Genomic DNA, 19,488 nt, shown 5'->3' with positions numbered 1-19,488 from the left:
TGAGTGGGCCGCTGACGCGACCCGCGGCATTAATTAATTTCGATACGGCGCGGTTTTTTCTCTTCCGGAATCACACGTTCCAGCTCGATAAACAGCAGACCGTTGACCAGGTTCGCGCCTTTAACGTGAATGTTCTCCGCTAACTGGAACTTGCGTTCAAAGTTGCGCTCGGCGATGCCCTGGTAAAGGTAGGTACGTTCTTTCTGCTCGGCCGTATGTGAACCTTTCACCACCAGCAGGTTGTCCTGCGCGGTGATCTCCAGTTCGCTCTCTGCAAAACCGGCGACAGCAATGGCAATGCGGTAGTGGTTTTCATCAACCAGCTCAACATTGTATGGAGGGTAGCCGTTGCTCTGGCTTTGGTTATTTTCTAAATGGTTAAACAGGCGGTCAAAACCAATTGCAGAACGGTATAGCGGGGAAAGATCGAAGTTACGCATAAATAAAAGCTCCTGAAATCAGCGAGAAATTTTAGCCTTCCACCATGGACAGGCCATTGCGCCCCCCGAACACCCATCAGGCGTGCTCGTTATCGGGTTACATTCTTAAAATGGGTCTGGAACCGGTGTTTTCAACCGCGACGTTCGCACTTTTTTTTGCACTTTTGCGCTTCTCGCTTAGACTGGGACAACAGCACAAAGGGTTAAATTGCGATGGCTGCCACAGTGCGGGGTTATTGGGCTATTCATTTTCAACAAGGCTCGCTATAACCCAGAGTTGCAGGTCTATGCAGTGCCATTAACGATGACTGAGTGATGATGAAAAATGTTCTGATTAAGCTGACGATGTTCAGCGGGGTGGTTTTACTTTGCGGGTGTTCGAGCGTAATGTCTCACACCGGCGGTAAAGAAGGAACATATCCGGGGACGCGCGCCAGCGCGGCGATGATCTCCGATGATGACACGAACTGGGGCACCAAATCCCTGGTGATCCTCGATATGCCGTTCACGGCAGTGGCCGATACGCTTTTGCTGCCCTGGGATATGTTCCGCACGGACAGTTCAGTACGCTCGCGCGTTGAGAAAAGCGAGCAGCAAAATCTGGCAACCAACGCCGTTATCCCGCCCGCCGAGATGCCGCGACGCTAATCCTGTACGGTTTCCGTTAGCCACAGCTGGCGGAAACCCTCTTTCTCCTCCATCCATGCAATAGCGCGCCCGTTCGGGGAAAAGACGACCGCATCAGCAGACGGCGGATTGCCGTGATCGGACGTCAAAAACGTGACCTCTCCGGTCTGCGCGTCGCAGCAGGCGATACGATTTTCCAGCATAAATCCCAGACTGTCGCCCGAAGGATGCCAGTTGAATGCCGACTGGATACCGCTTTCGGTATGCGTTAACTGACGCGGCTCGCCCCCCTCCGGTGAGATCAGCCACAGCTGGACAATGCCGTTGTCATCACGCATCAGAAAAGCAATCTGCGTACCCTGCGGGTTGCTGCGCACCCAGTGGCGCGGCACGTTCACCAGCCCCGGATACGCCTTTTGATGGGTAAAGGTCAGACGGCGCTGCAGCACGCCAGCAGGCGGTGCTGGCATCGTCTCTGGCGTGCCCTGCAATGGCGCATCGCCTGCCTGTTTCCAGCCCTGCTCGTCTTTGGGCAGGTCGACAATAAACAGTTCAGGCACTTTTTCGCCTTTCACAGACAGGGTATCGCCAATAAACGCCAGCCTGCCGTTGCCCACCCAGCCCTCTTCATAGGCGCGGTTGATCTCATCGCTGCCCGGCTGTGGGTTCGGCGTCGTGCGGCTTACCAGCACGCTCCAGAAGGTGCCCGGATATTCATGAGGATGGTTGCCCTGCGGGATGACCGGGCCAAAGGGTGCGGCGACGCCAACGTTACGTAAATCGAGCTTTGGATCGCGCTCATGCAACACATGGTCGTTATAGGTGAAGCTGACGAACTGCCCGTTCGGGCTAAAGACGTGTACATGGCTACCGCCACGGAGTGCGCCTGCGGTATAGGGCGCGGTGATATCCATGGCATCGAGGTTGCTCGCCTGGCCGTTATGGACAATCACGCCCTGGCGATGGTGAAAATCGTATTGCCAGTCTGCATCCGGGTTTTTCGGGCCGTGGATAAAGACGTATTTGTCTTGTGCAGGATGAACGGTCACCACCCCGACATGCGCGCCGTGCGTGGCACGATAAATCACCTCAACCTCGCCCGTACCGACGTTTACCCGCTCTATGGTTTCGCCGGTGAACGATGCCCCGGACGGGCGCACATCGTAGACCAGCCACTGGCTGTCCGGTGTCCAGGTATTGGTATTGGTGAGCTGGTGGTTGCGGGAAGCAAAGGTGATTTGTTTCATGGGATACCCTGATGCGCAGTTATCGCATCAGGGTAAAACATCCGAAGGGATTAGCCTACTCGTTTCACGTCGCCGACCAGCAGGATGTAGGAGAGCGCTCCAATCAACGCCACGGCGGAGATGTAGACCAGGGCCGGGCCAAAGCCGTAGTCCTGCGCCAGGTAGCCGATGACCAGCGGCACAGTGATCCCGCCGAGTCCACCGACGAAGTTGAACACACCACCGGTCAGGCCAATCAGACGCATCGGCGCCAGAGACGACACCAGCGACCAGGTGATAGAGGCAAAACCGTTGCCGAAGAACGCAAGCGCCATCAGGGTCATAATCCACACCGGATCGTTGGTGTAGTTGGCGCCCATGATGCAGGTTGAGATCAGCAGCCCGCAGATAATCGGCGTTTTACGCGCAACACCTAATGAGACGCCTTTTTTGACCAGCTTATCCGCCAGCCAGCCCGAGAGCAGCACGCCAAAGAATGCGGCAAGGAACGGCACGGTGGTCATAAAGCCCGCTTTCAGCGCGGTAATCCCCTTTTCCTGGGTGAGGTAATTCGGGAACCAGGTCAGGAAGAACCACAGCGTCGACGTAACCGCAAACTGGCCGAGATAAACCCCCACCAGCTTACGATGGAAGACCAGCTTCCAGTCCGCGCGGGTCAGCGGCTGACGCGCCTCTTTTTTCACTGGCGCATCGCCGTCTACCAGGCCGCCACCGTCGCGGATGTAGTCCAGTTCCGCTTTGGTGATATTTTTTGTCAGACGCGGCGGTTGATAGACCTTGAACCAGATCAGGGACCAGATAATGCCGATCCCACCTGTGACGATAAACACCCAGTGCCAGCTTAGCAGCTCCTGGATCCAGATCAGCAGCGGGGTCAGGAACGCCAGGCCGACAAACTGCCCGGAGGTGTAAAAGCCCACCGCAGAGGCACGCTCATGCTCCGGGAACCAGCTGGTGACCATACGGTTGTTGGTGGGGAACGCGGGTGCCTCGAAAACGCCGGTGATAGCACGCAGGCCAATCAGCGACATCAGCCCGGTCGCGAAGCCCTGGAACAGGGTCGCCACGGACCAGCCTAAAATGGCGATGAAGTAGGTCAGACGCGACCCCACGCGGTCGAGGAACCAGCCGCCCGGGATCTGGCAGAGCGTATAGAGCCAGGCAAACGCCGAGAAGACGTAGCCCATTTCCGCCTTGGTGATCCCAAACTCTTCCTGAATATGGGCCGAGGCCACGGCAAGGTTGGCGCGGTCAACATAGCAAATGACCACGGTAATAAAGATCATGATTAGCGTCAGGTAGCGGCGACGCCCGGTCTTTGTAGCAGTAACTGGAATATCCATCGCAATCTGTCTCCAGATTTTGGGCATAGCGAAGCCGCTCACCATGCCCTGTAATTTACAGAGGGTTATATTTTTGTATGTACGTTTTTATTGCCCGGTGGCGCTTCGCTTACCGGGCCTACGAGAGAGTAGGCCGGATAAGCGTAGCGCCATCCGGCGATTTACCACTCGGCTACGGAGCCATCTTCATGACGCCACAGCGGGTTACGCCAGTCCGGCGCATTTTTACTGAGCTCAATGACTTTGGCTTCGTCAATGTCTACGCCAAGGCCCGGCTTCATTAATGGTTTGAAAAAACCGCCTTCCATGCTGAAGTCTTCTTTGTTTTTCACAAAGTCGAGCAATTCCGCGCCCTTGTTATAGTGAATACCCATGCTTTGTTCCTGGAACACGGCATTGCGGGAGACAAAATCCACGTGCAGGCAGGCCGCCAGCGCAACGGGCCCCAGCGGACAGTGCGGTGCCAGCGCCACATCGTAGGCTTCTGCCATCCCGGCAATTTTGTAGCATTCGGTGATACCGCCCGCATGGGAGAGATCCGGTTGCAGGATCGCAATACCGCCCGCCTCCAGCACACGTTTGAACTCGAAGCGCGAGAACATACGCTCACCCGCGGCGATAGGAATATGGGTCTGTTCAGCCAGTTTCGGATAGTATTCCGCCTGCTCGGCCAGGACGGGCTCTTCAATAAACAGCGGACGATAGGGCTCCAGCTCTTTAATTAGCACTTTGGCCATTGGCGCACTGACGCGTCCGTGGAAGTCCAGACCAAACTCAATCTCGTTACCGAAAGCTTCACGGATTTGCGCCACGGTATTCACCGCCCGGTCCACCGCGCGCGAGTTGTCAATCACACCCATCTCTTCACAGCCGTTAAGCTTAAAAGTATCGAAGCCGATATTGCGCAGCTGCGTAATGCCGTCGATCACTTCCGCAGGGCGGTCGCCACCCACCCAGCTGTAGGCTTTGATTTTGTCGCGTACCAGGCCGCCCATCAGCTGCCAGACCGGGGCATTCAGCACTTTGCCTTTGATATCCCACAGCGCCTGGTCAATACCGGCGATGGCGCTCATCAGGATTGGGCCACCGCGATAAAAGCCCGCCCGGTACATCACCTGCCACAGGTCGTTAATGCGTGCCGGATCCTGTCCAATCAGGTATTCCCCCAGTTCATGCACCGCGGCCTCCACGGTGCGCGCGCGCCCTTCTATCACCGGTTCGCCCCAGCCAACCACGCCTTCATCGGTTTCAATTTTCAGGAACATCCAGCGCGGGGGTAAACGGTACGTGGTGAGTTTGGTTATTTTCATTGCACTGCCTCTCGATACGCTTTCACAAATGCTGCCGCCTGCTGCGCGGTACGTTCAACGGACTGTCCGGCGCGATAGAGATCGCTGCCCAGCCCCGCGCCCACACAACCGGCGTTAATCCACTGCGCCAGGTTTTCTGGCGTCACGCCGCCCACGGCAAAGACCGGCACGCTGGCGGGCAAGACCGCTTTCAGTGCTTTGATATAGTCAGGACCAAAGGCTGAAGAGGGGAAAATTTTGAGCGACTGCGCACCCGCATCGAGGGCGGTAAAGGCTTCGGTTGCCGTCGCGCATCCTGGACACACGGTCATTCCATAGCTCACCGCGCGGCGGATCACCTCGGGGTTGATGTTGGGGGTGACGATGAGCTTGCAGCCCATCTTTGCCAGCCTCTCCACCTGCTCCGGCTGCAAGACGGTTCCTGCGCCAATCAGCGCTTTATCACCAAAGGCCTCCACCACTGTCGGAATGCTTTTTTCCCATTCGGGGGAGTTGAGCGGGATTTCCACCGCGTCGAATCCAGCGTCGATCACGGCACCGACGTGCGCTAGCGCCTCGTCGGGGGTAATGCCGCGCAAGATTGCGATAAGGGGAAGACTAGTTTGCCACTGCATGAGCGATGCTCCTTATTCCTGCCTGAAATGCCGTGTCGCCGGGTACCATTGATACTTCACGGCCAATCGCGCGAAACGCCTGCTCGTAGCGCGACGTCAGCGCTGCACCAGCGACAATCGTGACAGCCTGCTCGCGCCCGACGAACTCACGCATGCTGGCGACTTCTGCGCCAATCAGCAGGCCAGAAAGAAACTCGCTGACCTGCTCGCGCGGGAGATTTCCCAGCACGTGCGAGGCGCGAACCTCAAAAAGTTGCGGCAAAACATCAGGAGAAGCGATCCCACGAGCAAGGCCAGCAGCAAACGCCTCCGGCGACGGAACCTGCTCCGGCAAACCGGCCCCCAACAGCGAATGATTAAGCAGCAAATGGTGCAATTCGCCGGTCATTACGGTGCGAAAATCGTGGATATGCTGTGCATCTGCCTGGACCCACTTGCAGTGCGTGCCGGGCATGACGTAGACAGAAGAAGGAGAAAGCGTGCGCGCACCGAGCAGCTGTGTCTCTTCACCGCGCATCACGTTATGGTTATCGTCGCGCGAGACGCACAAACCGGGAACAATCCAGATATTGTCGCCAACGGACGTTAACTGCTCGCCAATGGCGGAGAAAGGAGCAGGAACAGGCAGATAAGGCGCGATTTTCCAGCCCACGTTGCTGCCCACCATCCCCGCCATCACCACGGGCGTGGCGCTGTCGCGCCAGTTTTGTGTGACCTCTGCTAACACCGCCTCGGGGGATTTTCCGTTCAGACGCGTCACGCCTGCTTCTGATTGCCTGCTCTCCAGGCACTGCTCGCCCTGGTACAGCCAGGCGCGCAGATTGGTCGATCCCCAGTCAATTGCGATGTAGCGTGATGTCATGTGATTTCCTTCAGCCTTCGTGTTGAGCTGGCAATCATGGTGAGCGCCGCCTGCTCTGCCGCATCGCCGTCCTGATGCCGTATCGCATCGAACAGCGCTTTATGTTCCTGGAGCGTTTTTGGCATATTGGCCTCATCACCCATCCAGGTACGTTCAAATACTGCTCGCTGTAGCGAGCTGATCGCCACGCTAAGCTGCTGTAACACCGGGTTATGCACCGACTGCAGTACCGCCTCGTGGTAGCGAATATCCGCCTCGTTAAATGCCTCACGGTTCTGGTTATTGGCGATCATGTCGTTCAGCGCCGACTCAATCTGCGCCAGGTCACCTGAGGTGGCGCGCTCTGCCGCCCAGCGGGCGATAGCCGGTTCTACCAGGTTTCGTACCTCGCTCATGGCGCCAATCAGCCGCGGGTCGTAATCGTTTTCCAGTACCCACTGCAGAACATCGGTATCGAGGTAGTTCCACTGGTTACGCGGGGCAACAAACGCGCCGCGATAGCGTTTCATTTCAATCAGCCGCTTCGCCATCAGCGAGCGGAACACTTCCCGGATGATGTTGCGGGAGGTTTCAAACTCCTCACACAGTTCTGCCTCTGCCGGCAGCGGCGAGCCGGGAACATATTTGCCACCCACAATCTGTGTACCCAGCGTGATGACAATGCGATCGGTTTTATTGAGAGTCATGGAGAGTCCTTGTGCTCTGTAAGTCCATCACTACTTTACCGCGACCGCTGAATTTCGCCTCACTTTTGCAGTACAAACGTGAGGTCTTTCGCCTTTGCTGTGATGACAATGTAGTACAACCAGTTAATGTTGTACTACAATCCAGATCACAAAAAGAACAATTCAATAAACTCAGGGCCAAAAAAAGCCCCGGTTGATAACCGAGGCTGATGATTAAGGGCGACTGTTAGGAGAGGACAAATTTCTCAATCGCGTAAGCCACGCCGTCTTCCAGGTTAGATTTGGTGACGAAGTTCGCCACTTCTTTCACTGACGGGATGGCGTTTTCCATCGCCACGCCCATACCCGCGTATTCAATCATTGCGATGTCGTTTTCCTGATCGCCCAGGGCCATGATCTCTTCAGGCTTAATGCCCAGCGCGTCGGCAAGCGACTTCACGCCGGTGCCCTTATTGACGCGTTTATCGAGGATTTCGAGGAAGTACGGTGCGCTTTTCAGCACGGTGTATTTCTCTTTGACCTCCGCCGGGATGCGCGCAATGGCTTTATCGAGGATCTCTGGCTCATCGATCATCATCACTTTCAGGAACTGAGTGTTCGGATCCATTTTTTCTGCTTCACAGAACACCAGCGGAATGGTGGCGACATACGATTCGTGCACGGTGTAATAGCTGATGTCGCGGTTAGCGGTGTAGAGCGTTGTACGATCGAGCGCGTGGAAGTGAGACCCGACTTCACGGGACAGTTTTTCCAGGAACAGATAGTCATCATAATTCAGCGCGGTTTGCGCAACCGTGCTGCCGTCCGCCGCTTTCTGCACCAGCGCGCCGTTATAGGTGATGCAGTAATCACCCGGCTGATTCATGTGTAGCTCTTTGAGGTAGCTGTGCACGCCCGCATACGGACGCCCGGTGGTCAGTACCACATTCACGCCCTTTGCGCGCGCCGCGGCGATTGCGTTTTTAACGGCTGGAGAGATAGTGTGGTCTGGCAGCAGCAGCGTGCCGTCCATATCGATTGCAATGAGTTTGATAGCCATGAGGTCCCCGGGATAAATGAGTGCTACCTCATGCTAACGCGATTAAGCACACAAAAATAGAGCTACATTGCGCAACAGAAAACCCCTTTTTCCGCAATCCCGGGGAACGTTGACTCACTCGCGGGTGAGGACGATTTTACCAAACGCGCCGCGATCGAGGTGTTCCAGCGCCTGCTCCAGCTGGTCAAAACGGTAGCGCTGCTCAATGACCGGTTTCAGCCCTGTCACCTCCACGGCGCGGACAAACTCTTCCAGCGCACGGCGATGCCCGACACCAATCCCCTGAATAACCGGGGATTTCAGCAACAACTCACCCGCTGATAGCGTAATCTCGCTCCCGGCCAGCACGCCAATCACCGAGATGCGTCCATGAACGGCAACGGCACGCAGGGAGTGCTGCAGGTTTTCTCCCCCCACGGTTTCAATTATGTGGTCAATGCCGCGATCCTGAGTCAGCGTTAAAAGCGCTTCAGCCCAGTCGCCTTTCAGCCGGTTGATACCCCGATCGGCTCCCAGTTTTTTGGCCCGCGCCAGCTTTTCATCACTCCCCGAGGTCACGTAAACCTCTGCACCGAGTGCTTTTGCAATTTGCAGTGCGAAAATCGCCACCCCGCCGGTGCCTTGTACCAGCACCGATTGTCCGGCTCGCAAGTTCCCGCGCTCCACCAGCGCAAACCAGGCGGTTAGCCCTGCACAAGGTAATGTGCTGGCCTCAACGTCATCCAGGGTTTCCGGAGCGGCCACCAGCCCGTTTTCATTCACGATCACGTACTCAGCCAGCATCCCCGGGAAGTACCCTCCGCTCGTTTTATAGGGCAAATGACGGGCATCCGCCTGCGGCCTGCTGTCGATCCACTCCGGGAAGAACGTCGAGATGACGCGAGCGCCGGGTTGAAAACGCGTCACGCCTTCACCAATGCTGTCCACCACGCCGGCCATGTCAGACGCCGGTGTGAACGGGAAGGAAAGCGGGATCGGCATCATGCCTTCAATAACCATTTTATCGCGATAGTTGAGCGCAACGGCATTCACCCGCATGCGCACTTCGCCTGGACCTGGCTTCGGAACAGGTTCCTGGGTGAGTTTAAGATTCTCCCGTCCGAGAGCGTTCATTGACCAGCGTTGCATTGTCTCTGCCATCGTTTTTCTCCTGCCGTTAAATAAGCTTCAGTATCGACAGTCTACCGTTGACTCCTTGTTGCCAGTGGCGATAACTTTTCCCACTATTGACGCCATAATGGGAAACAATCCATGACCAGTACGCTGAAGGATATTCCCGTTTTCGTGGCCGCCGTGGAGGCGGGCAGTTTTGCGCAGGCCGCGATCCGCCTGCATTTGTCGCGCTCCGCGGTGGGGAAAAGTATCGCTCGCCTGGAAGAGCGGCTGGGAGTCCGTCTGTTTCACCGCACCACCCGCAGCCAAAGCCTGACCGATAACGGGGCGCTTTTTTACGAGCGCTGCCTGCGCGCGCTGGAGGAGATTAGGGGCGCGGAATCGCTGCTGGAAACGGGGAAGCAGCAGATCAGCGGCCGCCTGCGTGTGGCCATGCCGGTGCTGTTTGGTCGCCAGTGTGTCGCGCCACTGCTGATAGAACTGGCGCAGGAACATCCCGGTCTTGAACTGGAAATGTCATTCAGCGACCGCGTGGTGGATCTCGTAGAGGAAGGGTTTGATATGGCGGTGCGCAACGGCACGTTGCAGGACAGTAGCGTTCTGGTCGCCAGAAGGCTGGGAGAACACCGCATGGTGCTCTGTGCTGCGCCAGAATATCTGCAAAAAAGCGGTCAGCCAGACACCGTTGCTGATTTACCCCACCATACTGCCATTAACTATCTGCGGGCAGGCAGAGTGTTACCCTGGCAGCTAATGGATAACGAAGGGAGATCGCACACCTTTACTCCCCGCTCATCCCTCAATATGGATGATTTACAGGCGATTTGCGACGCAGCGCTGGCAGGATACGGCATTGCATGGTTGCCCTGCTGGATGGCCCGCAGAGAAATACAGCAGGGGAAACTCATCCCGCTTTTAAAGCAGGCACCGGACGTACGCTTCGACGTTCATGCAGTCTGGCAACAGACGCCGCATCTGCCACTCAGAGTCAGAATTGCCGTCGATACGCTTGCCAGCCGTTTACCGTCAGTGCTGTCGCTGGATATGCCTGCGCCCAAAAAAAAGCCGCGCTAAATGCGCGGCCTGAGTCGTGCTGTATAACAACGATTAAATATCGATATTCGCCGCTTTCAGTGCGTTCTCTTCGATGAAGGCACGACGAGGTTCAACCGCATCGCCCATCAGGGTCGTGAACAGCTGGTCGGCAGCAATCGCGTCTTTAACGGTAACGCGCAGCATGCGACGGCTTTCCGGATCCATGGTGGTTTCCCACAGCTGATCCGGGTTCATTTCGCCCAGACCTTTATAACGCTGGATAGAGAGGCCGCGACGGGACTCTTTCACCAGCCATTCCAGCGCCTGTTCGAAGCTGGCCACCGGCTGACGACGTTCGCCACGTTCGATGAACGCATCGTCTTCAATCAGACCACGCAGCTTCTCGCCGAGAGTGCAGATACGACGGTATTCCGGGCCGGTCACAAACTCGTGCTCCAGCGGGTAATCGGTATCGACGCCGTGGGTACGCACGCGAATAATCGGCTCAAACTGCTGCGCCGCGTTCTGCTGAACGTCGAACTTCCACTGGCTACCGTGCTGCTCTTTCTCGTTCAGCTCGCTCACCAGCGCGTTCACCCAGCGGGTCACCGCCTGCTCGTTGCTCAGATCGGCTTCAGTCAGGGTTGGCTGATAGATCAGCTCCTTCAGCAGCGCTTTTGGATAGCGACGCTCCATACGACCAATCATTTTCTGCGTGGCGTTGAACTCAGACACCAGACGCTCCAGCGGCTCACCTGCCAGTGCCGGAGCGCTGGAGTTCGCATGCAGGGTCGCACCATCAAGTGCGATCGCGATTTGGTACTGATCCATCGCGTCGTCATCTTTGATGTACTGTTCCTGTTTGCCTTTCTTCACTTTGTACAGCGGCGGCTGTGCAATGTAGACGTGGCCGCGTTCAACGATTTCCGGCATCTGACGGTAGAAGAAGGTCAACAGCAGCGTACGGATGTGCGAGCCGTCGACGTCCGCATCGGTCATAATGATGATGCTGTGATAGCGCAGCTTGTCCGGGTTGTATTCGTCACGACCAATGCCGCAGCCCAGCGCGGTGATCAGCGTCGCCACTTCCTGAGAAGAGAGCATTTTGTCGAAACGCGCTTTCTCAACGTTGAGGATTTTACCTTTCAACGGCAGGATGGCCTGGTTCTTACGGTTACGGCCCTGCTTCGCAGAACCGCCCGCGGAGTCCCCTTCCACAAGGTACAGTTCGGACAGCGCCGGGTCGCGTTCCTGGCAGTCAGCCAGTTTGCCCGGCAGACCCGCTAAGTCCAGCGCGCCTTTACGGCGGGTCATTTCACGGGCTTTACGCGCCGCTTCACGGGCACGCGCCGCATCGATAATTTTACCGACAACAATTTTCGCGTCGTTCGGGTTTTCCTGCAGGTAGTCGCTCAGCAGTTCGTTCATCTGCTGTTCAACCGCCGATTTCACCTCAGAGGAGACCAGCTTGTCTTTGGTCTGTGAGGAGAACTTCGGATCCGGCACTTTCACGGAGACAACAGCAATCAGGCCTTCACGGGCGTCATCACCGGTGGCGCTGACTTTCGCTTTTTTACTGTAGCCTTCTTTGTCCATGTAGGCGTTCAGGGTACGGGTCATCGCCGCACGGAAGCCCGCAAGGTGCGTACCACCGTCACGCTGTGGAATGTTGTTGGTGAAGCAGTAGATGTTTTCCTGGAAACCGTCGTTCCACTGCAGAGCCACTTCCACGCCGATACCGTCTTTTTCAGTAGAGAAATAGAAGATATTTGGGTGAATTGGCGTTTTGTTCTTGTTCAGGTATTCAACGAACGCTTTGATACCACCTTCATAGTGGAAGTGGTCTTCTTTGTTGTCGCGTTTGTCACGCAGACGAATTGAGACACCGGAGTTCAGGAACGACAGTTCACGCAGGCGTTTTGCCAGGATGTCATACTCGAACTCGGTGACGTTGGTGAAGGTTTCGAGGCTCGGCCAGAAACGCACCATGGTACCGGTTTTTTCGGTATCGCCGGTCACGGCCAGCGGCGCTTCAGGCACGCCGTGCTGATAGATCTGGCGGTGAATTTTGCCTTCGCGCTGGATAACCAGTTCCAGTTTCTGCGACAGGGCGTTTACCACGGAAACACCTACGCCGTGCAGGCCGCCGGAGACTTTATAGGAGTTATCGTCAAATTTACCGCCTGCGTGCAGAACGGTCATGATCACTTCTGCGGCAGACACGCCCTCTTCCGGGTGGATACCGGTCGGGATACCACGGCCGTCATCCTGTACGGAAACGGAGTTATCGGCGTGGATGGTGACGATAATGTCTTTACAGTGACCCGCGAGCGCTTCGTCGATAGCGTTATCTACCACCTCGAATACCATGTGGTGCAGACCGGTGCCGTCATCCGTATCGCCGATATACATACCCGGGCGCTTACGCACCGCATCCAGCCCTTTCAGGACTTTGATACTGGAGGAGTCATAAGAATTCGACATCAACGTTTCTCGCTCATTTCAACTTGGGTTAATCCGTTATTTTACCCTTTTCCACGGTAAACATCTTCGAATTTTCGTCCGACATGTCCATAACGTGTTCAGCGCTAATGGCGCTGACGAAAACCTGCGACTGCGTGGCTTTCAGGCGGCTGGCAAGCAGCCCGCGCCGCGCGTCGTCAAGTTCCGAGGCAAAATCATCTATCAGGTACAGGCAGCGTCGCCCGCTTTCGCGGGTGAGGAACTCCCCCTGCGCCAGGCGCAGCGCGCACATCAGGAGCTTGAGCTGCCCGCGCGACAGGGTGTCTTCTACCGGCGCACCGTCAGCACGAATGCGGAAATCCGCCTTGTGCGGGCCGTGCGCGGTGTAGGTCAACATACGGTCGCGCTCGAAGTTTCTCTCCAGCACCTCGGCATAATCCGTCTCTTTTTCCCAGCCGCGCTGGAAGGAGAAGGTGAGAGAAAATTCAGGTAAAAACTGTTTGCAGGTGTCGGCCATATCTTCGGCGATGCCTGCGCTGTATTCGGCACGCCAGCGGCTGATTTGTTCCGCAAGAGGAATTAATTCCATGTCCCACGGGCGCAGCTGGGCGTAGCGCGTGACCTGGCGCAATGCTGCGTTACGCTGCTTAAGCAGACGCTTCAGGTTGCTCCAGGCGTTAAAGAAACCGGCTTCGTTGTGAAAGCATCCCCAGTCGAGGAACGCTCTTCTGTATTTGGGGCCGCCGTTGAGTAAAGTAAACCCCTCCGGCGTGATCAGCTGCATCGGCATCAGCAGCGCCAGCTCCGCCACTTTGTGGCCGTCGGTACCGTCGATGCGCACCTTGCTGTCGCCCTGCTTGTCTTTGGTCAGGCCAATGGCGGTTTCCCGCTCCTCACCCTGCAAACGCCCGTGCAGGACAAAGGATTCCTGTTCGTGGCGAATCACGCGACCAATCTGCAAACTGCGAAACGCCCGGCCATGGCCGAGCGTATAGATGGCTTCAAGCACGCTGGTTTTGCCGCTGCCGTTTGCGCCAACCAGGAAGTTAAAGCCAGGGGATAAAGCGAGATCCGCGCTTTCGATATTGCGAAAGTCGCGGATCAACAGACGGGTGAGCGACATTACAGTCTCATTGGCATAACAACATACGCAGCCGACTGTGATGCGGCATCTTCAATCTGTACGCTCGAAACGGAGTCAGTCAGCAGAATGCGAACGTTCTCGCATTTCAGTGCATTCAGCACGTCCAGCACGTAGCTGACGTTAAACCCGATTTCCATCTCAGCCCCGGCGTAGGTGACGTCCAGAATCTCTTCTGCCTCTTCCTGCTCCGGGTTGTTGGCGGTGATTTTGATCTGGTTTTCACTTACGTACAGGCGCACACCGCGGAATTTCTCGTTCGAGAGAATGGCCGCACGGGCAAACGCCTGCTTGAGGCTATCGCAACCCGCTTCCAGCGTTTTGTCCGGGTTCTTCGGCAATACGCGGCGATAATCCGGGAAACGACCGTCAACCAGCTTGGATGTGAAGACGAAATCGCCCACGTGAGCGCGGATGTTGTTGCTGCCGATCTGCACGCGCAGCGGCGTGTCGCCACCGTCGAGCATACGCATCAGCTCAATTACGCCTTTACGCGGCACGATCACCGAATGGTTAGGTAGTGAGTCGCCAATTGGCATGGAACAGACCGCCAGACGGTGGCCGTCGGTGGCAACGGTACGCAGCTCTTCCCCTTCGGTTTCGAACAGCATGCCGTTTAAATAGTAACGAACGTCCTGGTGCGCCATAGAGAACTGCGTGGCTTCAATCAGACGCTTCATCGTCGCCTGCGGCAGGGTGAATTCGACTTCACTTTGCCAGTCGTCCAGGTTCGGGAAGTCCGCAGCAGGCAGCGTGGAGAGGGAGAAACGGCTGCGGCCAGAGCGCACCAGCATGCGGTCGCCTTCCAGCTGCACCGCGATCTCTGCGCCTTCCGGCAGCCCGCGGCAGATATCAAAGAATTTACGTGCCGGAACCGTGGTCGCGCCTGCGTCATGCGGCTGAGTCAGCGTAACGCGCGCGATCATTTCCATTTCCAGGTCTGTGCCGGTCAGCGACAGCGTACCGTCCGCGACCTGAAGCAGCAGGTTTCCGAGAATAGGCAGCGTTGGGCGGCCACCTAGTGGGCCACTCACCTGTTGCAGCGGTTTTAATAAATGTTCACGTTCAACGGTAAATTTCATAGCGTCACGATGATAATGTTCTGATTAAATTGGAAAAATCTTCTTTTATGTCGTGGCTTTCTTCGCGTAACTGCTCAATCTTGCGACAAGCGTGCAGCACGGTCGTATGGTCACGGCCACCAAACGCATCGCCGATCTCCGGCAGACTGTGGTTGGTTAACTCCTTTGCCAGCGCCATCGCCATCTGACGCGGGCGCGCCACCGAGCGGGAACGACGTTTAGACAGTAAATCTGCCACTTTGATTTTGTAGTACTCGGCCACCGTCTTCTGAATGTTGTCGATAGTGACCAGTTTTTCCTGTAGTGCCAGCAGATCGCGCAGCGCTTCACGCACAAAATCGATAGTGATCGCGCGGCCGGTAAAGTTGGCATTGGCGATTACGCGGTTCAGCGCCCCTTCCAGCTCACGAACGTTGGAACGCAGACGCTTGGCAATAAAGAACGCCACTTCACCCGGCAGGCGAATGTCGTTCTCATCGGCTTTTTTCATCAGGATCGCGACGCGGGTTTCCAGTTCCGGCGGCTCGATCGCCACGGTCAGGCCCCAGCCGAAGCGGGATTTCAGACGATCTTCCACACCGTTGATCTCTTTTGGATAACGATCCGAGGTCAAAATGATCTGCTGGTTACCTTCCAGCAGCGCATTGAAGGTGTGGAAAAACTCCTCCTGCGATCGTTCTTTATTCGCAAAGAACTGTATGTCATCGATCAGCAGCGCATCAACAGAACGATAATAGCGTTTAAACTCTTCGATCGCATTGTTTTGCAGGGCCTTTACCATGTCCTGAACGAAGCGCTCGGAGTGCATATACACCACTTTCGCATTTGGCTTGCGCGCCATAATGCCGTTACCCACCGCGTGCAGAAGGTGCGTTTTACCCAGACCCGTGCCGCCATAGAGGAACAGCGGGTTATAGGCTCCACCGGGGTTGTCTGCCACCTGGCGAGCCGCCGCGCGTGCCAGCTGGTTCGATTTACCTTCCACGAAGTTATCGAAGGTGTGTTTGACGTTAACGTTAGAGCGGTAGGTCGGTTCTGCCGGGGCAGGCACATTATCCCAACCCGGACGTGCAGCAGGAGCAACGCGAGGAGCCGGAGCGGGTGCCGCCTGAGCAGGCGCTGCCACGTTTACGGTTTCGCGCACCGTCTGGGTAACCGGCTTTGTGCCTACTTCAAAGCGCAGCTGCGGGGCATCTGACCCGCAGAAATCATTCAGCAGTCCGTTGATGTTATTAAGGTACTTGTCCCTTACCCAATCGAGCACAAAACGGTTTGGCGCATACAAAGCCAGCGTGTTATCGCTCAGTTCCGCCTGCAACGGGCGGATCCACATACTGAATTCTGTGGCTGGTAACTCATCCTGCAATCGGGCAAGACACTGCTGCCAAAGCGAAAGTGACACGGCGGACTCCACTCGAACAATAAAAGAAAACTATTGAATATTCATGATTGTTGGCGCACATCGACATGACCCAATGAGGGGGATGTGCGAACCGCTATCTGCGGTTATACACGCCATCGTTGAAACAACCTGAACGATATTGTGTTTATGCCCGGCCAGCATCGCTGGATCCCGATCGGGACCGCGGATCATAGCCTAAACTGAGCCAGAGATCTTCTGTTTCTCACAGATTCTTCCCGATTTATCCACAGGAAGATCCGAAACCGGGTAAGTGTAAACGATCCTGGCGGGAGTGCCCCACGATTTAGCCCGCATATTGGAAAATTTAATGAGAACAGACAATTTTTTGCTTAAATGATCTAACGAAGATCCAGGACGATCCTTGCGCTTTGTTGATGAGACCGTATAATCCTCGACCCGGCGCGTGATGCTCTTCTTCCTGCGTCGTCCGTTGCTCATTTTCCACGCGAAATCGTGCGGAAATACGCGGGAAATAAGGAAAGAGAATTGACTCCGGAGTGTACAATTATTACAATCCGGCCTCTTTAATCACCCACGCTGAGGCGTTAGTCGTTCGAATCTCGTTCGGGTATACGCAAAAGTCAGTGAATTTATTCAAGTTTAGGTAGAAATCGCCATGAAACGCACTTTTCAACCGTCTGTACTGAAGCGCAACCGTTCTCACGGCTTCCGTGCTCGTATGGCTACTAAAAATGGTCGTCAGGTTCTGGCACGTCGTCGTGCTAAAGGCCGCGCTCGTCTGACCGTTTCCAAGTAATAAAGCTAACCCCTGAGTGGTTAAGCTAGCATTTCCCAGGGAGTTACGTTTGTTAACTCCCGCTCATTTCACTTTCGTCTTCCAGCAGCCACTACGGGCTGGCACGCCGCAAATCACCATCCTCGGCCGCCAAAATTCGCTGGGGCATCCCCGCATCGGTCTTACTGTCGCCAAGAAAAACGTTAAGCGTGCGCATGAACGCAACCGGATTAAACGTCTGACGCGTGAAAGCTTCCGTTTACGTCAGCACGAACTGCCTTCTATGGATTTCGTGGTGGTGGCGAAAAAAGGGGTTGCCGACCTCGATAACCGTGCTCTCTCGGAAGCGTTGGAAAAATTATGGCGCCGCCACTGTCGCCTGGCTCGCGGGTCCTGATAGCCCTCATTCGGGTCTATCAACGCCTGATTAGTCCGCTACTCGGGCCACACTGCCGTTTCACGCCAACATGCTCAAGCTACGGAATTGAGGCATTGCGCAGGTTTGGAGTGATAAAAGGCAGTTGGTTGACGGTGAAACGCGTATTAAAATGCCACCCTTTACACCCAGGTGGAGACGACCCCGTCCCCCCAGGACCCTTTGATACCAGAGAACACTAACGATGGATTCGCAACGCAATCTTCTTATCATCGCTTTGTTGTTCGTGTCTTTCATGATCTGGCAGGCATGGGAGCAGGATAAAAATCCTCAACCCCAGCAGCAGACCACGCAGACAACGAGCAGCCAGGGGAGTGCCGCCGACCAGGGCGTACCGGCCAGTGGCCAGGGGAAACAGATTACGGTTAAGACCGATGTGCTTGAGCTGACTATCAACACCCGTGGTGGTGATGTTGAGCAGGCGCTGCTGTTGACCTACCCGAAAGAGCTGAAGTCTACCGAGCCGTTCCAGTTACTGGAAACCACGCCAGAGTTTATCTACCAGGCGCAGAGCGGCCTGACCGGTCGTGATGGCCCGGATAACCCGGCTAACGGTGCGCGTCCACTGTACAACGTCGAAAACGACACCTTTGTACTGGCTGATGGCCAGAACGAACTCGTTATTCCGATGACCTACACCGACGCGGCAGGCAACACCTTCACTAAAACCTTCACCCTGAAACGCGGTGAATATGCAGTGAACGTGGGCTACAGCGTACAGAACGCCGGTGCGAAACCGCTTGAAGTATCGACCTTTGGTCAACTGAAGCAGTCCATCAATCTGCCGTCTCACCGTGACACCGGAAGCAGCAACTTTGCGCTGCATACCTTCCGTGGCGCGGCATACTCCACGCCTGACGCGAAGTATGAGAAATACAAATTCGACACCATTGCCGATAACGAAAACCTGAACGTCAGCTCCAAAGGCGGTTGGGTGGCAATGTTGCAGCAGTATTTCGCAACGGCATGGATCCCAAATAACGACGGTACCAATAACTTCTACACCGCGAATCTGGGCAACGGTATTGCGGCTATCGGCTACAAATCTCAGCCGGTTCTGGTTCAGCCGGGTCAAACCGGTAAGCTGGCAAGCACCCTGTGGGTCGGCCCGGAAATCCAGGACAAAATGGCTGCTGTTGCACCGCACCTGGATCTGACCGTTGACTACGGCTGGTTGTGGTTCATCTCTCAGCCGCTGTTCAAGCTGCTGAAGTTCATCCACAGCTTCCTGGGTAACTGGGGCTTCTCCATCATCGTTATCACCTTCATCGTACGTGGCATCATGTACCCGCTGACCAAAGCGCAGTACACCTCCATGGCGAAGATGCGTATGCTGCAGCCGAAGATTCAGGCAATGCGCGAGCGTCTGGGCGATGACAAACAGCGTCAGAGCCAGGAGATGATGGCCCTGTATAAAGCAGAGAAAGTGAACCCGCTGGGGGGCTGCTTCCCGCTGCTGATTCAGATGCCAATCTTCCTTGCGCTGTACTACATGCTGATGGGTTCCGTTGAGCTGCGCCATGCGCCGTTCGCCCTGTGGATCCATGACCTGTCCGCACAGGACCCGTACTACATCCTGCCGATCCTGATGGGCGTGACGATGTTCTTCATCCAGAAGATGTCTCCGACCACCGTGACCGACCCGATGCAGCAGAAGATCATGACCTTTATGCCGGTCATCTTCACCGTGTTCTTCCTGTGGTTCCCGTCAGGTCTGGTGCTGTACTATATCGTCAGCAACCTGGTGACCATCATCCAGCAGCAGCTGATTTACCGTGGTCTGGAAAAACGTGGCCTGCATAGCCGCGAAAAGAAAAAGTCCTGATTCGGTAAGTTAACGCTAAAATAAGGGCGGTCGATTGACCGCCTTTTTTATTTGTATTCAACGAGA

At 55.8% G+C, this 19,488-nt stretch carries 19 protein-coding genes and 1 other annotated feature; of the genes, 6 read left to right on the top strand and 13 right to left on the bottom strand.

The features are described 5' to 3' along the window. Positions 1 to 29: 29 nt before the first annotated feature. Positions 30 to 440 carry a small heat shock chaperone IbpA gene (gene ibpA, locus HX884_RS05310; protein ID WP_006177605.1) on the bottom strand — a complete coding sequence of 137 codons (411 nt, stop codon included), beginning with the start codon at positions 438 to 440 and terminating at the stop codon, positions 30 to 32. After that, positions 434 to 506 (bottom strand) — a sequence feature (ROSE (Repression Of Heat Shock gene Expression) occurs in the 5'-region of heat shock genes and acts as an RNA thermometer to modulate expression.). It overlaps the preceding gene by 7 nt. Before the next feature lie 249 nt (positions 507 to 755). Between ibpA and HX884_RS05305 the strand changes: the two genes are divergently transcribed. After that, on the top strand, positions 756 to 1,088 hold the full coding sequence (locus HX884_RS05305) for a YceK/YidQ family lipoprotein (protein WP_020685435.1): 333 nt from the start codon (positions 756 to 758) through the stop codon (positions 1,086 to 1,088). On the opposite strand, the gene HX884_RS05300 is transcribed toward HX884_RS05305, so the two are convergent. The 8 genes from HX884_RS05300 to HX884_RS05265 form a co-directional block, all read right to left on the bottom strand. Then, entirely contained in the window at positions 1,085 to 2,314 is a 1,230-nt protein-coding gene (locus HX884_RS05300; RefSeq protein WP_178327795.1) for a DUF3748 domain-containing protein, read from the bottom strand. The two genes, HX884_RS05305 and HX884_RS05300, sit on opposite strands and share 4 nt — an antisense overlap. A gap of 50 nt (positions 2,315 to 2,364) precedes the next feature. After that, positions 2,365 to 3,702: an MFS transporter gene (locus HX884_RS05295; RefSeq protein WP_161496901.1), complete on the bottom strand. Its 1,338-nt coding sequence runs from the start codon at positions 3,700 to 3,702 to the stop codon at positions 2,365 to 2,367. A 116-nt stretch (positions 3,703 to 3,818) separates the two neighbouring features. Beyond that, on the bottom strand, positions 3,819 to 4,967 hold the full coding sequence (dgoD, locus tag HX884_RS05290) for a galactonate dehydratase (protein ID WP_013094786.1): 1,149 nt from the start codon (positions 4,965 to 4,967) through the stop codon (positions 3,819 to 3,821). After that, positions 4,964 to 5,581 carry a 2-dehydro-3-deoxy-6-phosphogalactonate aldolase gene (locus HX884_RS05285; RefSeq protein ID WP_020685439.1) on the bottom strand — a complete coding sequence of 206 codons (618 nt, stop codon included), beginning with the start codon at positions 5,579 to 5,581 and terminating at the stop codon, positions 4,964 to 4,966. Before HX884_RS05285 ends, dgoD begins: the two co-directional genes overlap by 4 nt. After that, a complete protein-coding gene (locus HX884_RS05280) occupies positions 5,565 to 6,443 on the bottom strand; it encodes a 2-dehydro-3-deoxygalactonokinase (RefSeq protein WP_095427761.1) in 879 nt (292 codons plus the stop codon). The genes HX884_RS05285 and HX884_RS05280 overlap by 17 nt, the downstream gene beginning before the upstream one ends. Next, entirely contained in the window at positions 6,440 to 7,129 is a 690-nt protein-coding gene (dgoR, locus tag HX884_RS05275) for a D-galactonate utilization transcriptional regulator DgoR (RefSeq protein ID WP_003861109.1), read from the bottom strand. Before dgoR ends, HX884_RS05280 begins: the two co-directional genes overlap by 4 nt. A gap of 226 nt (positions 7,130 to 7,355) precedes the next feature. Beyond that, positions 7,356 to 8,168, bottom strand: a complete 813-nt coding sequence (gene yidA, locus HX884_RS05270; RefSeq protein WP_020685441.1) for a sugar-phosphatase — start codon at positions 8,166 to 8,168, stop codon at positions 7,356 to 7,358. A gap of 114 nt (positions 8,169 to 8,282) precedes the next feature. After that, entirely contained in the window at positions 8,283 to 9,308 is a 1,026-nt protein-coding gene (locus tag HX884_RS05265) for an NAD(P)-dependent alcohol dehydrogenase (protein ID WP_178327794.1), read from the bottom strand. Between the two features lie 111 nt (positions 9,309 to 9,419). Between HX884_RS05265 and HX884_RS05260 the strand changes: the two genes are divergently transcribed. Further along, a complete protein-coding gene (locus HX884_RS05260; protein ID WP_178327793.1) occupies positions 9,420 to 10,355 on the top strand; it encodes a LysR family transcriptional regulator in 936 nt (311 codons plus the stop codon). A gap of 33 nt (positions 10,356 to 10,388) precedes the next feature. On the opposite strand, the gene gyrB is transcribed toward HX884_RS05260, so the two are convergent. From gyrB to dnaA, 4 genes are read right to left on the bottom strand one after another with little or no spacing between them, the layout of a single operon-like run. After that, on the bottom strand, positions 10,389 to 12,800 hold the full coding sequence (gene gyrB / locus HX884_RS05255; RefSeq protein ID WP_013094780.1) for a DNA topoisomerase (ATP-hydrolyzing) subunit B: 2,412 nt from the start codon (positions 12,798 to 12,800) through the stop codon (positions 10,389 to 10,391). A 28-nt stretch (positions 12,801 to 12,828) separates the two neighbouring features. Next, the gene (recF, locus tag HX884_RS05250) at positions 12,829 to 13,902 is read right to left on the bottom strand and encodes a DNA replication/repair protein RecF (protein ID WP_013094779.1); all 1,074 of its coding nucleotides are present in this window, start codon (positions 13,900 to 13,902) and stop codon (positions 12,829 to 12,831) included. After that, a complete protein-coding gene (gene dnaN, locus HX884_RS05245; protein ID WP_008500170.1) occupies positions 13,902 to 15,002 on the bottom strand; it encodes a DNA polymerase III subunit beta in 1,101 nt (366 codons plus the stop codon). The genes recF and dnaN overlap by 1 nt, the downstream gene beginning before the upstream one ends. Before the next feature lie 4 nt (positions 15,003 to 15,006). Beyond that, a complete protein-coding gene (gene dnaA, locus HX884_RS05240) occupies positions 15,007 to 16,404 on the bottom strand; it encodes a chromosomal replication initiator protein DnaA (RefSeq protein ID WP_014830027.1) in 1,398 nt (465 codons plus the stop codon). Positions 16,405 to 17,041: 637 nt separating this feature from the next. Between dnaA and rpmH the strand changes: the two genes are divergently transcribed. Genes rpmH through yidC form a run of 4 tightly spaced genes read left to right on the top strand, consistent with a single transcriptional unit; the run spans position 17,042 to position 19,422 of the window. Then, positions 17,042 to 17,182: a 50S ribosomal protein L34 gene (gene rpmH / locus HX884_RS05235; protein WP_000831330.1), complete on the top strand. Its 141-nt coding sequence runs from the start codon at positions 17,042 to 17,044 to the stop codon at positions 17,180 to 17,182. 16 nt (positions 17,183 to 17,198) lie between these two features. Continuing rightward, entirely contained in the window at positions 17,199 to 17,558 is a 360-nt protein-coding gene (gene rnpA / locus HX884_RS05230) for a ribonuclease P protein component (protein WP_028028049.1), read from the top strand. Further along, on the top strand, positions 17,522 to 17,779 hold the full coding sequence (gene yidD, locus HX884_RS05225) for a membrane protein insertion efficiency factor YidD (RefSeq protein WP_001307474.1): 258 nt from the start codon (positions 17,522 to 17,524) through the stop codon (positions 17,777 to 17,779). Before rnpA ends, yidD begins: the two co-directional genes overlap by 37 nt. 2 nt (positions 17,780 to 17,781) lie before the next feature. Further along, a complete protein-coding gene (gene yidC, locus HX884_RS05220) occupies positions 17,782 to 19,422 on the top strand; it encodes a membrane protein insertase YidC (protein WP_020685445.1) in 1,641 nt (546 codons plus the stop codon). The last annotated feature ends 66 nt before the right edge of the window (positions 19,423 to 19,488 follow it).

It is taken from the genome of Enterobacter sp. SECR19-1250, assembly GCF_013391025.1.
In the GTDB taxonomy this organism is placed as follows: domain Bacteria; phylum Pseudomonadota; class Gammaproteobacteria; order Enterobacterales; family Enterobacteriaceae; genus Enterobacter; species Enterobacter cloacae.
This window is presented reverse-complemented; position numbering and strand designations above follow the sequence as displayed.

Coding starts and splice junctions, on each gene's coding strand:
- HX884_RS05260 (WP_178327793.1), top strand. CDS start 9,420: ATGACCAGTACGCTGAAGGATATTCCCGTTTTCGTGGCCGCCGTGGAG.
- recF (WP_013094779.1), bottom strand. CDS start 13,902: ATGTCGCTCACCCGTCTGTTGATCCGCGACTTTCGCAATATCGAAAGC.
- yidC (WP_020685445.1), top strand. CDS start 17,782: ATGGATTCGCAACGCAATCTTCTTATCATCGCTTTGTTGTTCGTGTCT.
- HX884_RS05265 (WP_178327794.1), bottom strand. CDS start 9,308: ATGGCAGAGACAATGCAACGCTGGTCAATGAACGCTCTCGGACGGGAG.
- dgoD (WP_013094786.1), bottom strand. CDS start 4,967: ATGAAAATAACCAAACTCACCACGTACCGTTTACCCCCGCGCTGGATG.
- yidA (WP_020685441.1), bottom strand. CDS start 8,168: ATGGCTATCAAACTCATTGCAATCGATATGGACGGCACGCTGCTGCTG.
- HX884_RS05295 (WP_161496901.1), bottom strand. CDS start 3,702: ATGGTGAGCGGCTTCGCTATGCCCAAAATCTGGAGACAGATTGCGATG.
- rpmH (WP_000831330.1), top strand. CDS start 17,042: ATGAAACGCACTTTTCAACCGTCTGTACTGAAGCGCAACCGTTCTCAC.
- dgoR (WP_003861109.1), bottom strand. CDS start 7,129: ATGACTCTCAATAAAACCGATCGCATTGTCATCACGCTGGGTACACAG.
- dnaN (WP_008500170.1), bottom strand. CDS start 15,002: ATGAAATTTACCGTTGAACGTGAACATTTATTAAAACCGCTGCAACAG.
- HX884_RS05280 (WP_095427761.1), bottom strand. CDS start 6,443: ATGACATCACGCTACATCGCAATTGACTGGGGATCGACCAATCTGCGC.
- ibpA (WP_006177605.1), bottom strand. CDS start 440: ATGCGTAACTTCGATCTTTCCCCGCTATACCGTTCTGCAATTGGTTTT.
- HX884_RS05285 (WP_020685439.1), bottom strand. CDS start 5,581: ATGCAGTGGCAAACTAGTCTTCCCCTTATCGCAATCTTGCGCGGCATT.
- yidD (WP_001307474.1), top strand. CDS start 17,522: ATGGCGCCGCCACTGTCGCCTGGCTCGCGGGTCCTGATAGCCCTCATT.
- HX884_RS05305 (WP_020685435.1), top strand. CDS start 756: ATGATGAAAAATGTTCTGATTAAGCTGACGATGTTCAGCGGGGTGGTT.
- gyrB (WP_013094780.1), bottom strand. CDS start 12,800: ATGTCGAATTCTTATGACTCCTCCAGTATCAAAGTCCTGAAAGGGCTG.
- HX884_RS05300 (WP_178327795.1), bottom strand. CDS start 2,314: ATGAAACAAATCACCTTTGCTTCCCGCAACCACCAGCTCACCAATACC.